The organism is Oscillospiraceae bacterium, assembly GCA_035353335.1.
GTDB lineage: Bacteria > Bacillota > Clostridia > Oscillospirales > JAKOTC01 > DAOPZJ01.
On the sequence record DAOPZJ010000040.1, the window covers coordinates 9,831 to 24,503 of the forward strand.

Below are 14,673 nucleotides of genomic sequence, written 5' to 3' on the forward strand. Positions count from 1 at the left end.
GGGCGATTCGTAATCGCCCGTTGTTTCGATTTGATATACGGGCGATTAAGAATCGCCCCTACACTTCGTCGTGCATCCTCGAAAAGATGAGTAGCGTCCCTATACTTAATAAAAAGGAGAAAATCAATATGGATAAGATTTTTTCAATCCTAGCGGTGTTTCCCGCGCCGGATATCGAAAAGACCGCTAAGTATTATCACGAGGTTCTGGGATTCCGGGCGGTTCCGTATTTAGAGGTAAAAGAGCCCCATATCTGCCTTTATCGCGACCGCGTGGAGATCGTCCTGACCAAGGCGAACAGCGAAAAAGTCCACCCGAACCGGGAGCTCTACGGTTACGGGGAAGACGCTTATCTGATCACCGACCATCAGGAGGAATTGCAAAAAGAATTTATCGGCAAAGGAGCCAAAATCGTCCGACCGCTCCATGTGACCGATTACAACAACAAAGAATTTGTACTCGAAGATATCGACGGGCGGTGGATTGTCTTCGGGATGAAATAAAAGTGACGGGTTTCGACACAACAGTCATGGTACGGCTCCTCGTAAAGGCGGGAGTCTTTTTCGTCATTACGAGGAACTTTAGCCCCGTGGCAATCCAGAATGGGCGATTGCGTCGGGCCGTGCCCGATATCGCCCCTACAACGCGAACAGCCGATGGCTTCCTATTTAACAAACGGCGCGTAATCCATGCGATGGGGGCGGGGACGGAATCCCACCACCACTGCAAGGCGGTAGATGAATTGCATGGCAATTCATCCGGAAGTTCGTTTACGAACTTCTTCCCCCATTCCCTTTAACAAGGGAGGCAAGATTGCGGGCGCACACGCAGATGCGCCCCTCAATGCGGACGGCCAATGCTCCCACTATATGTAATAACGAATTGTGCAAAATGATGTCGAACATGGAAAAATAATTGAAATTTTTACATTGTTTTGGTATAATATCCGTAAGCGACAAATCGCAAACCGAAGGTGCGATCAAAACAGCCGCAAAAACTTTTCGGGAGCGTAAAAATGGGCATGAACTCCGAAAAAGACGGACGCGACAGAGAATTAAACGACGTATATGCCGGAAAAAATCCCGTGGCCGAGGCACTGGCCGCAGGCATCGTTTTCGATACGGTTTTCGTCACCAGAAAAGACGGCCCTATCGCGCCTTTGATCGCGAAATGCGTGAAAGAAGGCGCGTTGATCAAAGAGGTGCATCCGTCCAAGTTGGACGCGCTTGCGGGCGGCGCGATTCACCAGGGCATCGTCGGGGTCGCCTCGAGCGCGAAACCCGCGGAACTCGACGACGTTTTCAAGGCCGCCGCGGAAAAAGGCGAGCCGGTTTTGATTTTGATCGCGGACGACATCCAGGACCCGCATAATTTGGGCGCGCTGATTCGAAGCGCCGAATGCGCGGGCGCGCACGGCGTGATCGTCCCGAAACACCGCAGCGCGATGCTCGGCGGCGTGGTCGCCAAGAGCTCGGCGGGCGCGGTTTCGCATATCCCGATCGTCAAAGTTTCGAATCTCGTGAACACGATGAAAGAGCTGAAACAGCAGGGCGTCTGGATTTACGGCGCCGATATGGACGGCGGGGATTTTTACAAGACCGACCTGACCGGCCCGAGCGCGATCGTGATCGGCTCGGAGGGCGAGGGTATCGGGCGGCTCGTCAAAGAGACCTGCGACGGAGTGATTTCCATTCCGATGAAAGGCAAGATCAATTCGCTGAACGCCTCGGTGGCGGGCGGCATTCTTTTATTTGAAGCGACGGTGCAGCGCAAAAAGAAGAGGGAGGCAGGGATGAGAGCATGAGCGAAGAAAAAGACAGAGAAAAAGAGAAAAAAACCAATAATCCCGGAGAGATGAGCGACGAGATTTTCGAGCGCATCGCCGCCGAAAAACGCCGCAAACTGAATCAGCTCATCAGCAGTTTTGAGGAGCGGGAGCGCACGAAAGGCCTCGACGAAGACACCCGTCAGACCATCCACCGCGACCTCTTCCCCGGCGAGCGCAAAAAGACCGAACGCCCGAAGCAGCACAGTTTCGAAGACGGCCAGCTGCCGCTCGACGCGCAGATGGCGCTTCCGCAGGAGGGCCTGTTCAGCGAAGATGAAGATATCAAGCTGCGCAAGCCGCAGAGCGAAACACCGCGGCCTGCGAAAAAGCCGGAGCCGCCGAAACCGTTACGCGAACCCGGGGAAGAAGAGGAAGAAGTGCGGATCTATTCACCCGCCTCCCGCACCGCGCCGCCGGAACCCTTTCAAAATCCGCCCGAGCCGCAGCCGGAACCCGGGGAAGCGGTTCAGCCCGAACCCGGGGCAGTACCGCCGGAGCAGCCGGTTCAGCCGGAACAGCCCGAACCGGAAGCCGAAAAGAGCGACAGCGCGCACGAGCTGCTCATGAAAACGCGGCGGGAAAAGATGGAGAATTTCGTGCTGGACACGACTTCCGCGCAGGATGGCGAGGCCGGCGACGATTTCGAATTCACCCAAAACTCAAAACCGGAGGAGATCGCGGCCGACCTCTCGCGCTGGACGCGCAAAAAGGCGCTGCGGGCCGCGGTCTGTTTTTTGATTTTCATCATCTCGTTTTTGATCGTCCTGTCGCCCGCACTTCCGGCGACGGCGCTGCCCTATGATCTGTCGGCGGCGAATGAGACAAACGGCGCACAAGTCATCAACCCCGGAGACGGCATCAATCCGGCCGGGTCGACGACCGTCGGCGAGGCGAACCAAAACAGCCAACCGACGGCGGCCGCGGTAAAATACGCAGTCAACGAAAACGGCCAGCAGGTCCGGGTCATCATCGGCGTGCTGCTCGCTTTGAACGTCATCATTCTGTTGTTTTCTTTCGACACGCTTTGGGGCGGCATCCTCGATTTCATCAAACTCAGCCCGACCGCCGACACCGCGGCTTCGCTCATCTGGCTGTTCACGACGGTGCAGGGCCTGATGATGATGGCGGCACCGGTGCCCGGGACCTTTGCGGCGGGCGTGTTCGGCGTATTTATGCCGTTCGCAGCGTTTGCCGCGGCGGCCGCGCACCTGACAGGTCTATTGCGCCAGGTCCGCGAGAAAAACGGATTCGATGTGATTTCCGCGCCCGGGCCGAAATATCATCTGCGTCTTCAGAATGAGGGCAATTCGGCGATTCTGCAGCGCCCGGGTGAAGAGGAGGACGCGGTCGCGGGCGTGTTCGTCAAAGCCGGATTCGCCTCGGATTATTTCTCGATGTCCGACTCCGAGGACGGCTCCGACCGGATGAATAAGATTTTGGTGCCGTCGGTGCTGATTTTCGGATTTTTGCTCGCCATCGCGGTGACCATCCTCCGGACCGGCGGATTCGCGATGTTTCTGACGGTCTGGACGGCGGTGCTCTGCGTGCTGATGCCGATTGCCTCGGGCGTCATCTGCATGCTCGGGCAGGCGCGCGCTTCGGCCGCGAACAAAAAACACGGGATCGCGATCAGCAGCCAGTGCGCGTTCGACGACGCCTACGACATGACCTCGATGCTCTTCACCGATTCGGAGATTTTCAGCCCGAAGACGATGGTGCTGAACGGAATCAAGACCTTCGCGGGAAAGCGCATGGACGAAGCGATCATCCTCGCGGCGTCGGCGGTGGAAAAGCGCGGCGGCCCCCTCAAGGATCTGTTCACCGGGATTTTATCGGAAAACGAGGGCTATCTGCTGCCGGTTGACAACGAAGCCGTCTATCAGCCCGAAAAGGGCATCGTCTGCTGGATCTCGGGCAAACGGGTCATCCTCGGTTCAAGGGAATTCATCTCGGAATATGACATCGTGCTTCCGGGCGACGATTTCGATAAAAAATTCACCAAAAAAAACCGCAGCCTGATCTATCTCGCGTTCGGCGGAGAGCTGATGGCGGTGCTGCTCGTGACTTATAAAATCGATTCCGACACGGCCCGCGCGCTGCGCGCGCTCGCGAAACAGCGCGTCCGGCTGCTCATCGACACGCGCGACCCCTGCATCAGACCTTCAATCATTTCCAAACAGCTGGGGCTTCCCGATGACTACGTCGTCATCGCCGACACCCGGGGGAAGGCGGCGCTTGAAAAAATTCTGCGCGAGCGCGGGACCCTCAAGGCGGGCGCGGTCTGCGGCGGGAGCGCGCATGACCGCATCAGGACAGTTTTAACCTGCTTTAAACTGCGCAAGTCGCTCTCGGTCGGGTTTGCCGCGCAGGCGGGGCTGACGGTGCTCGCGTTCGGCGCGCTGCTCGTCGCCGCGTTCTCTTCATCGCTCGGCTCGATGACCGTGGCGCTCGCTTCGGCGGCGCAATTAATCATCCTGCTTTTGTCGGCGCTGATCGAGTGCCTGCCGGGATATAAAAATCTCTGGTGAAACCAGAACCTGTCAACAGTTTTCGGGAATGGGCGGAAAGCTCGGAAATCGGTTGAAAAAGCTTTGAAAATATGATATACTTCCTCTCTGTGCAGGACTTTTTCGCACGGCGGCACGGTTTGGGCAAGATGACACAATCCCATCACAAATCTGTCACCGGCGCCCGATAGGATTTTTGCATCAAAGGGGACAGGCACGTTTTGCATTCGTGATAAAAAAAGGAGTAGGACTCGAAATGATTGAAGTGAACGGACTGACCAAGCGTTATGGCGAAAAGTTTGCCATCAAAGACGTCGGTTTCAAAATCGGCGAGGGTGAGATCGTCGGCCTCCTGGGCCCGAACGGCGCTGGAAAGAGCACGACGATGAACATCATGACCGGCTATCTCTCCGCAACCTCCGGCACGGTGACGGTCAACGGGTTCGATATTCGGGAAAAGCCGATTGAGGCCAAGATGAATATCGGGTATCTGCCGGAACTGCCCCCGCTTTATCCGGATATGACGGTAAAGGCCTATCTGGACTTTATTTTCGACCTCAAGCAGGTCAAGGCCAACCGCGAGGAACATATCTCGAAAATCTGCAAACTCGTCAAGATAGAAGCCGTTTATCCGCGCCTGATCAAAAACCTCTCAAAGGGGTTCAGACAGCGCGTCGGCATCGCGCAGGCGCTCATCGGAACGCCGCCGATTCTGATTCTGGACGAGCCGACCGTCGGCCTCGACCCCAAACAGATCGTCGACATCCGCGACCTGATCGCCAACCTCGGCAGAAGACATACGATTCTGGTCAGTTCGCACATCTTACATGAAATTCAGGCGGTCTGCAACCGCATCATCATCATCAATCAGGGCGAGATCGTCGCCGACGGAAAACGCGACGACATCATCCGCAAGGCCACCGAGGACGCACGCTTTACCGTCCGTGTCATCGGCCCGCGCGACGAGGTCGCGAAGACCCTCGTCAGAATCGGCGGTGTGGACAAGATCGTCGACGACGGCGTGCGCGAGAGCGGCTCGAATGACTTCATCGTCATCCCCAAGGCAAAGACGGACGTGCGCAGAGAGGTTTTTGAGCGCCTTGCCGAACGGAAATGGCCGATTGTCAGCATGGTCGGCAGCCAGCTGACCCTTGAAGACGTCTTCCTGCGGCTGACCGAAACCGATGAGACGGAATAAGCCGGGAAAGGGAAAAGAATCATGAAAGCCATCATTAAACGCGAATTCGCCTCCTATTTTGCGCATCCCGTCGGTTACCTGTTTATCGGCGTGACCTTTTTGCTGGCGTCGTTCAGCTTCTTTATCGACGTTTTCCTCTATGCCACGACCGACATCGCCCCGGTGTTCAGCACCCTGTTCAGTCTGGTGTACCTGATCGTCCCGCTGATTACGATGCGGCTGCTCTCCGAGGAAAAACGCCATAAGACCGAACAGGTGTTTTACACCTCCCCGGTCACCATGACCGAAGTCATTTTCGGCAAATTTTTCGGCGCGGGCCTGATTTACATAGCCGCCACCGCCATCGTGTTTGTCCACCAACTCGTGCTCGCCTTCTACGGGAGCCCGGACTGGGGCCTTCTGTTCTGCCGCTACATCGGTCTGATTCTGCTCGGCGGGCTGCTGATCGCCATCGGCCTTGTCGTCTCCGCGCTGACCGAGAGCCAGGCGGTCGCGGCGATCGTCGCGCTGGCGATTTCGATGGTCATGGGACAGGTCGACTCGCTGACGCAGTCTTCAAGCAGCCAGACACTGATCAAAATTACCGAGTGGATTTCGCCCGGCCATCATTTCACCGGCTTTTTCAACGGGAATTTTTCGGTCGCGGACGTTTTTTATTATCTCAGCATGACCGGATTGCTGCTCTTTGTTGCGGTCAGAATCCTCGACCGCAAGAGATGGGCATAAGGAGGACAAACCAGTGAAAACGACTGATAAAAACACCGATAAAACGGTGAAGAATTTTAAAGGATTCGGCTCGGGCAAAAAGCACGTCATCATCACCGTCGCGGTCACGGCCGTATTGCTTGTGACGCTGTTCTTCGCGCAGTCGGCGCTCGATCTGCTGTCGGCCAAATTTCATCTCCAGGTGGACATGACGGCGCAGAAGATCTTCACGATGAGCGACACGACCAAGACCTTTGTCAAAGGCATCAACAAAAAAGTCGACATCGTCGTGCTTGAAAACGAGAACTCGTTTAAATCGAATTTCCCGCAGCCGCTCGAGATCATCAAGTCCTACGCGCAGGTCAATCCGGATTATTTCACCTACAGCTATGTGGATGTGGTTTATGACCCGGCCTACCTGAACGCCTATCAGGACGAACAGATCAGCGAAGGCGACATTCTGGTCAAGTGCGGAAGCCGCTATAAGGTCGTCTCTTCCGCAGACCTCGACTATACCGCGACCGATCAGCAGACCTCCGAGCAGAGGGAATATTCGGACGTCGAAAACGCGATGAACTATGCCATCCAATATGTTCTGATGGACAAGACCTACGTCATCGGCTTCACCACCGGACACAATGAAGCGGCAAGCAGCGAGTTCGGCACCTTCCTTGAGAAAAACCTCTTTGAGATCAGAACCGTCAACCTCGCGGGCAACCCCGACCTCTCCGACGTCAACGTCATCGTCTCGCAGGGCCCGCAATATGATTTTTCCGACGAAGAACTGAAGACCCTCGACACCTTTTTGGCAAACGGCGGGAACTATGACAAGACCTTCGCTTATTTCGCCACGCTCGACAAACAAGCGACGCCGCTGCTCGACGGATTCCTCGCGGAATGGGGCCTCGCCGTCACCGACAACGTCGTTTATGAGATGAGTTCCGACCGCTATATGGAAAACCCGCTGATGGTTTACGGGCAGGTCCCGTCGACCGAGGAGACCTACGGCGAGAATTTCGCCTCTCTGACCCCGGGCACCAATTATAAACTGCTGATGCCCTATACCAGAAACATTGAATTCACTTTCACCGCGCCGTCGAAAGGCCAGATCACGACGGCCTCCCTGGTCGAGTGCACGGGCAACCCGTTCCTGACCACCGCGGAGAACGCCAAAGCCGCGACGTTTATGCCGAGAGAAGACGACCCGGGCGATACGTCCTACACGGTCGCCGCCCTCAGCACCAAGACCGTCGGAAGCGTCTCTTCCCGCGTCTGGGTGGCCGGCAGCGTCATCACGGCAAGCGATACGTTTATCAATGACGGAACGCTGGTCAACGCCAAGTATCTGCTGGAATCGTTTAAAGAGTGGACCGAGCGCGTTGTCAACGAAGTCACCATCGATCCGCTGAACCTCACGGTCGACACCTACAGCATCAGCGGCGTCGGCGAGACGGTCGTCATTTTCCTGCTCATCGTCGTTCTGCCCCCGGTCGCCGTCATCATCGCCGGCGTCACCGTGTATTCCAGAAGGAGACATCTGTGATGAAAAAGAAACCGATTCTCACCGTCGTCCTGTTGGCCGCGGTGCTGATTCTCGCGGGCGGAGGGTATTACCTGCTGCAGCGGGACGCGAACGGCACCGGCGTGAAAACGGAAGAGAAGACCTTCTCCATCGGCGTCAGCGGATATGACCAGTACAACGTTGCCAACGACATCAAGAAAATGACCATACAAAACGGCTACGGCACCTTCACGTTCACGCCCGACCCCACCGTGGACGGCGTGGAGGACAAGAGCTGGTTTTTGAATGACCTGGACAACGTCAAATCGGACGCGTACGCGGTCAACGACATCGCGCTGGCCTTTTATACCGTCACGGCCTCAAAAAGGCTCGAGGTCCCCGCGGCTGAACTCGCGAATTACGGATTTGACAAACCGGAACTCACCGTGACGCTGGATTTCGCGGACGGCAGCGTCATCACCTATTCCTTCGGCACTTCCGTCGCGCTGACGAACTCCGAGAGCGACTATCTCAGCTACGTGATGCGCAGCGGCGACGACTCGGTGTACCTCGTCGAGAATTACTATTACGAAAAGGCCTTCATCTCGCTCAAAGACGTCATGAAGACCGAGCTCTACCCGCAGCTGGAAGACGGCGTCATCATTCAGGAGCTGACGTTCGGCGGAACGGGCGGCGACGCGCTGAAAATTTTAAACAACACGGAAAATTACGTGGATTACCGGATCACCGAGCCCTTTGAGAGAACCGTGGATTCGACCGCCATCAGCGCGCTGATGGGCGAACTCGACATCATCAAGGACGACGTCACCGTTGAAATCGCCGGAACCAAAAGCATGCCCCTCTCTCCCGACACGCTCGCGATGTACGGGCTTCAGACCCCGGTCAGAACGCTGAATTTCAAATACACGGTGGAATCCACAACGGTCGGAAGCGACGGAAAACCCGTCACGACCAAAACGGACGGTCAACATACCCTCCGCCTCGGCATCGTCTACGGCAACTGCGTCTACGTCACCGTGGACGACGTCAACGCCATCTACTCGGTGCCTTACAGCGCCCTCTCCGCGGTGTATGAGGCGAGCTTCGATTCGCTGGCGGACCGCAATATTTATACCGAAAAACTCATCAACATCGATGAGATCAAGTTCGACACCTCGTTCAAGACCTTCGATTATAAACTGGTCAACTCGACGGAAGTCAACTCGGTCACTCTGAACGGCAAGAGCATCGACGTATCGGCGATCAAGTCGCTGTACACCACTTTCGCTTCGATGGCCTATTCGGAACGCGTGACCGACAAACCGTCCGCAGCGCCGTATATGACGGTCACCGTCAAGCTGACGACCGGCGGCACCGACGTGATTCAAATCATCCCTTACAACTCGCGCAAATATTTCGTCACGGTCAACGGGCAGGGCAATATGCTGATCTCCTATGAGCTCGCCGACGATCTGATGAACGCGCTCAAAGCGACCGACAAGACCTCACTCGGATAAATACAATCATCAAAAAGGGGCGGTTCGAAAGAACCGTCTCTTTTCAGTTTTAATATATCCGGGTGCCGAAGGTTCAGAGCGGTTCGCAGGGCGTTGCTTGTCAGGATCAAAGCGGTATGATACAATAGGGCGGTAAAAACAGAGCGAATGAGGAAAAACGATGACCGAGAATTTCAAAGAACACAACCGGGAAGTCAAGGAGCTTTGGAAAGCATTTTACGCGGGAAAACCCGAACGCATTCCGATGACAATCGGCGCAAGCCCCCGCTTTTTTTTGCTCAATCCCGCTTATAACACAAAAAGAATTTCGTTTCGGGAGTATTTCAACGACCCCGAGATTATGTGGAACATTCAGCTCGAGTTTGCAAAACTTACGGCGTTTCAGATTTTTTTCGACCACGAGATGGGCGTGCCCGAAAACGGGTGGGCGGTCAACGTGGATTTTCAAAACACGTTTGAGGCGCCTTGGCTCGGCTGCGGGATTCGCTATCCCGAGGACAACGTCCCTGCGACCGTCCCGTGTCTGCGTGACGGCAACAAATATGAGCTGCTCGAAAAAGGCGTGCCCGACCCGTTTTCGGGGTTGATGCGAACAGCGAAAGAATACTATGAAATTTTCCGCGAAAAGGGCGAAAAGGGTTTTGTTTACGAAGGCGCGCCGGTCTCGGTCAACCGCGTGATGGACGGCACCGACGGGCCTTTTACGATCGCCTGCAATCTGCGGGGCACCGGGGAATTCTGCGTCGATTTGTACGAGGACACCGAATACGCGCTGCAGCTGATGGGTCTGATCACCGAAGCCACGATTCAAAGAATCAAGGCGTGGCGAAAATTTGAGGGTCTGCCCGAAAAGAGCGCAGGGATCTGGTTCGCGGATGACAGCACCGCGCTTTTATCTCTTGAATGTTATAAAGAATTCGTGCTGCCGTTTCATAAAAAACTGGTCTCCGAACTCTCAACGAAAGACACCGGCAATCAGATCCATCTGTGCGGCGACGCGTCGCATCTGTTCAAGACGTATCAGGACGAACTCGGCTGCACGAAATTCGACACGGGATTTCCGGTCAATCACGGCGAGCTCGTCAAAGAGCTCGGGCCCGAGGCGGTCGTCTACGGCGGGCCGCGTATCCAGCTGCTCCAAAACGGCACCAAGGAGGCCGTCGCCGCGGAGGTGAAACGGATCATCCGGCAGGTGAAACCGCTGACCAAAAAATTCGTCCTTCGGGACGCGAACAACCTCGCGCCGCTGACCCCGCTCGAAAACGTCAAAGCCATGTATGACGCGGTCAGGGAGTATGGGAGGTTTGAATAGGAGACCGTTTTTTTAAGAGCTTTGGCCCCCGGTAAAGACGGAGATTTATTCCGTCATTGCGAGGGGCTTTACGCCCCGCGGCAATCCAGTGCGATAATCCGCTCGGCGGGGGCGGGCGATTCATAATCGCCCCTACGCTTCCGAATATGTTTCTGCTCCGCGTTTCTCTTCGCAAAAACGGGAGTTTCTTTCCGTCATTGCGAGGGGCTTTACGCCCCGCGGCAATCCGGGGTGATAATCCGCTCGGCGGGGGCGGGCGATTCATAATCGCCCCTACATTTCGTCGGCGCGGCGGCCGCGCCGACTCCCTCGCAAAGACAGGCGCGCGCGTTTTATCGCTTGTAAGGGCGAGCGCGTTATGGTATAATGGCACACGTGCAAAAGCGGGAAATCATATTGACAAAACAAGGGGAAAAGCATCACCATGAAGAATTCACGGCAAAAGGGACTGGACATTTTTAATCGGAAAAGCAACGGCGAGGGAGTCATGTGGACGGGGCATCCGAACACCGACACCGTGCCGATCTTCGCCAAAGAGTGGGGCATCGAGCCGACCCGCGAGGCGATTTACGAATACTTAAACGACGACTGCCGCTGGTTTATGGCGGACGGATATTACCATCACCCCGAGGGAAAGCCGATGCTGGACCCTTCTTTCGGCATCGACCGGGCAAAGACCCTGAGCGCGCCCGGGTGCTTCGCCGAGACCGAAACGGTCGCCGAAGTCGACCGGTACCCGTGGCCGGACGTCAAATACCTGGAGTTCGGCGAGCTTTACAAGACCATGGACAAGTATTCCGACAAGCTGGTCTTTTCGGGGATGTGGTGCTGCTTTTTTCACAACCTCTGCGATTTCATGGGCATGGAGAATTATTTTATCGCGATGTACGAGCGGCCCGAGGTGGTCGAGGCGATCACCGAGCATCTGGTCGATTTCTATATTGCCGCGAATGAGAAATTTTTCAGTGGACTCGGCGACCGCGCCGACGTGATGTTTTTCGGAAACGACTTCGGAACCCAGCTCGATCTGTTTTTGTCGCTCGAACAATTCCGCAGGTTTTTGCTGCCGTCGTTCAAGCGGCTCATCGCGGTCGGCAAGAAATACAACAAAAAAGTGATGCTGCACTCCTGCGGCTCGATTTACCGCATCATCCCGGATCTCATCGACGCGGGGGTGGATGCGCTGCACCCGATCCAGGCGAAAGCCGCGGGCATGAGCGCGCAGGATTTGAGCCAATATAAAAACGATCTCGCGTTTGTCGGCGGGATCGATGCGCAGTCGTTATTCGTGAACGGCACGCCGGAGGATATCCGCAATGAAGTCAAACGGGTGCGCGGCCTGCTCGGGCCGAACATCATCATCTCCCCGAGCCACGAGGAGATCTTGCCGAACGTTCCGGCCGCGAATATATTGGCTATGGCGGAAGCCGCACACAAAGCGGAGTAGACGTTTTGTAGGGCGCAAGGCATCACGAGCTGCGAGTCCGCACGGGCTACGGCCCGCCTGACGCGCCGCGTTGGGACGAAGTGAAGAGTGAATAAGAAAGACAAAAGGTACCCGGCAGAATTATAATTGTAGGGGCGATCTTTGATCGCCCGTTTTCCGGGAAAGAATTTTTACGGGCGAACGCGTCGGGCCGCGCCCGTGCGGACCGCGTCCGTGCGGGCCGCGCCCGATTTCGCCCCCACATTTTTAGTTCATAATCATATTCCTTTAAAAAAACAAAACGGCGGCTTCCTTTCGGAAAGCCGCTGTTTTGCATAGGAGGCGTTATAATCGGTTTATGAATCGGGTGCGCGGGCGATTTTCGGATGCGCCCGTATGTGATCGATTGGGACGTCTGCGATATTCAAAGAAATTGCTTCAATTCTTATTTTACGATCGGAGCGTCTACAATGTTTTGAGGCATATTCGTATATTTCTTGAAGTTGGCGATGAACTTCTCCGCGAGGGCTTTCGCCGACTTATCGTAGGCCTCTTTGTCCGCCCAGGTCTTTCTCGGGTCGAGAACTTCGGCGGGGACGTTCGGGCAGCTCTGCGGGACCGGCAGGTTGAAGAACGGGTCGCGGACGTATTCGACGTTGTCGAGTTCGCCCTTGAGCGCTGCCGAGATCATCGCGCGGGTGAGCTTGATGCTCATGCGTTTGCCGACGCCGTAGGGGCCGCCGGACCAGCCGGTGTTGACCAAAAAGACGTTCGCGCCGGTCGCAGTGATGCGTTCGCCCAGCATCTTCGCGTAGATGCTCGGGTCGAGCGGCAGGAACGGCGCGCCGAAGCAGGTCGAGAAAGTCGTCTGCGGTTCGGTGATGCCGCGCTCGGTGCCGGCCAGTTTGCTGGTATAGCCCGAGACGAAATGATACATGGCAAGATTATTGTCCAGTTTGGAGATCGGGGGCAGCACGCCGAACGCATCCGCCGTGAGGAAGATGACGGTCTTGGGCTGGCTTCCGACACCCGGGATGACGGCGTTCGGGATGAAGTCGACCGGATAGCCGACGCGGGTGTTCTCGGTCAGAGAATCGTCGGCAAAATCGAATTCGCGGGTCTCCGGGTCCATGACCACGTTTTCAACCAGCGCGCCGAACTTGATGGCGTTCCAGATCTGGGGCTCATGTTCCTGCGAGAGGTTGATGCACTTGGCATAGCAGCCGCCCTCGAAGTTGAAGGTGCCGTCATCGGACCAACCGTGCTCGTCGTCGCCGATGAGCTTGCGCTCGGGGTCGGCGGACAGCGTGGTCTTGCCGGTGCCGGAGAGGCCGAAGAACAGCGCGGTGTCGCCCGCGGCGCCGATGTTGGCGGAGCAGTGCATCGGGAAGACGTTGATTTCCGGCAGAACGAAGTTCATGACGGTGAAGACGCTCTTCTTGATTTCGCCCGCGTACTGGGAGCCCGCGATGAGCACGATCTTCTTTTCGAAGTCGACCAGAATCGCCGCTTCGCTGTGGGTCTTGTCGATTTCGGGGATGCATTTGAAGCCCGGGGCCGCGATGATCGTGAAATCAGCCGTGAAATTTTGGAGCTGTTCGGCGGTCGGACGGATCAGCATCTGGTGGATGAACATGTTTTCGGAGGCCAGTTCGTTGACGACGCGGAAGCTCTTCGCGTATTTGGGGTCGGCGCCCGCGAAACCGTCGAAAATGAACAATTCGCGGTTCTGCAGATAGGCGACGACTTTGTCGTAAATCTTATCAAAGACCTCGGGCGCCATGGGCGCGTTGACTTTGCCCCAGGAGATTTTGCCGTGGATGCTGCCGCGGTCGACGACGAATTTGTCGTCGGGCGAGCGGCCGGTATATTTTCCGGTGTTGACTACCAGTGCGCCGGTTAAAGACAGCGTGCCTTCGCCGCGGGCGAGTGCCTTCTCGGTCAGCTGCGCGGGGTTGAGATTGCGCCAGACGGCAGTCGAATTAATGATGCCGAGTTTCTCGATTCCGTATGTTTCCATAGTGTCTATCCTCTTTCAAAAATGAATGGCCGGCGAAGATATTAATCTTCACCAATTATATTGTATCACAAAGAAAGTCAAATTTGAATACGGTTTTTGCAACATTTTGTCGTTATTCGAAAGATTTTCCGATTTTACCAAAAATCATAAAAAAATTTTATAATTGCTGGAGGAAATGACAGATTTAGATCAGTAGGGAAAGGTCTTGACCTTTCCGAGCGGGCGAACAGCCCGCAGGTAAGGGGCGGCTTCAAGATGACCCGCCGTTTGATCCCGAAACCTTTACTTTATACGGAATATACGGTATAATATGGAAGGGAGGGGATGGAATGAAAAAGTTGATTGCGGCGGTTGTCTTGGTGGCCTTGTTATGGGGCTTTATTCCGGCGTGCGATTCAAGCCAAACGGTGCGGTTTCAGTTAAAAATCACCTATCCGGTTACGGAGGATTACTTCATTTGCGCAGAGGGGCAGGAGATCAAATATAAACTTGAATTCGAGGATTATCCATATACCGAAGAATTGTCGGGGAATACGACATTCCGTATTTATGACGTGGTGATCAAGTATCCGTCCGAGGTGACTGTCCGGGAGGACGGGAGGTCTTTTTGGACGCTCTATGTCGGATATGTCTTACCGAGTAAAGAGTATTTTCCTTAT

General features: G+C 55.6%; 11 protein-coding genes. 10 read left to right on the forward strand and 1 reads right to left on the reverse strand.

The genetic code is table 11. The features are described from left to right. The first annotated feature begins 128 nt into the window (after positions 1 to 128). From PKH29_08915 to PKH29_08955, 9 genes are all read left to right on the forward strand, one after another. Entirely contained in the window at positions 129 to 503 is a 375-nt protein-coding gene (locus PKH29_08915) for a glyoxalase (protein ID HNX14960.1), read from the forward strand. Positions 504 to 1,021: 518 nt separating this feature from the next. Then, positions 1,022 to 1,804: a 23S rRNA (guanosine(2251)-2'-O)-methyltransferase RlmB gene (rlmB, locus tag PKH29_08920; protein ID HNX14961.1), complete on the forward strand. Its 783-nt coding sequence runs from the start codon at positions 1,022 to 1,024 to the stop codon at positions 1,802 to 1,804. After that, on the forward strand, positions 1,801 to 4,356 hold the full coding sequence (locus tag PKH29_08925) for a hypothetical protein (GenBank protein ID HNX14962.1): 2,556 nt from the start codon (positions 1,801 to 1,803) through the stop codon (positions 4,354 to 4,356). Before rlmB ends, PKH29_08925 begins: the two co-directional genes overlap by 4 nt. Positions 4,357 to 4,591: 235 nt before the next feature. Further along, positions 4,592 to 5,533, forward strand: a complete 942-nt coding sequence (locus PKH29_08930) for an ATP-binding cassette domain-containing protein (GenBank protein HNX14963.1) — start codon at positions 4,592 to 4,594, stop codon at positions 5,531 to 5,533. 21 nt (positions 5,534 to 5,554) lie between these two features. Next, positions 5,555 to 6,259 carry an ABC transporter permease gene (locus tag PKH29_08935; protein ID HNX14964.1) on the forward strand — a complete coding sequence of 235 codons (705 nt, stop codon included), beginning with the start codon at positions 5,555 to 5,557 and terminating at the stop codon, positions 6,257 to 6,259. Positions 6,260 to 6,272: 13 nt separating this feature from the next. Continuing rightward, positions 6,273 to 7,781, forward strand: coding sequence for a GldG family protein (locus PKH29_08940; protein ID HNX14965.1), 1,509 nt, complete (start codon positions 6,273 to 6,275; stop codon positions 7,779 to 7,781). Further along, positions 7,781 to 9,256 (forward strand): DUF4340 domain-containing protein, encoded by a 1,476-nt coding sequence (locus tag PKH29_08945; protein HNX14966.1) that lies wholly within the window; start codon positions 7,781 to 7,783, stop codon positions 9,254 to 9,256. The genes PKH29_08940 and PKH29_08945 overlap by 1 nt, the downstream gene beginning before the upstream one ends. A gap of 160 nt (positions 9,257 to 9,416) precedes the next feature. Continuing rightward, positions 9,417 to 10,568 (forward strand): uroporphyrinogen decarboxylase family protein, encoded by a 1,152-nt coding sequence (locus PKH29_08950; GenBank protein HNX14967.1) that lies wholly within the window; start codon positions 9,417 to 9,419, stop codon positions 10,566 to 10,568. Positions 10,569 to 10,992: 424 nt separating this feature from the next. Next, positions 10,993 to 12,015, forward strand: coding sequence for a uroporphyrinogen decarboxylase family protein (locus PKH29_08955; protein ID HNX14968.1), 1,023 nt, complete (start codon positions 10,993 to 10,995; stop codon positions 12,013 to 12,015). A 424-nt stretch (positions 12,016 to 12,439) separates the two neighbouring features. On the opposite strand, the gene pckA is transcribed toward PKH29_08955, so the two are convergent. After that, entirely contained in the window at positions 12,440 to 14,014 is a 1,575-nt protein-coding gene (gene pckA / locus PKH29_08960; protein ID HNX14969.1) for a phosphoenolpyruvate carboxykinase (ATP), read from the reverse strand. A gap of 329 nt (positions 14,015 to 14,343) precedes the next feature. On the opposite strand from pckA, the gene PKH29_08965 reads away from it, so the two are divergent. Then, positions 14,344 to 14,673, forward strand: a 330-nt coding sequence (locus tag PKH29_08965) for a hypothetical protein (GenBank protein ID HNX14970.1), incomplete at its 3' end; no start/stop codon positions are given.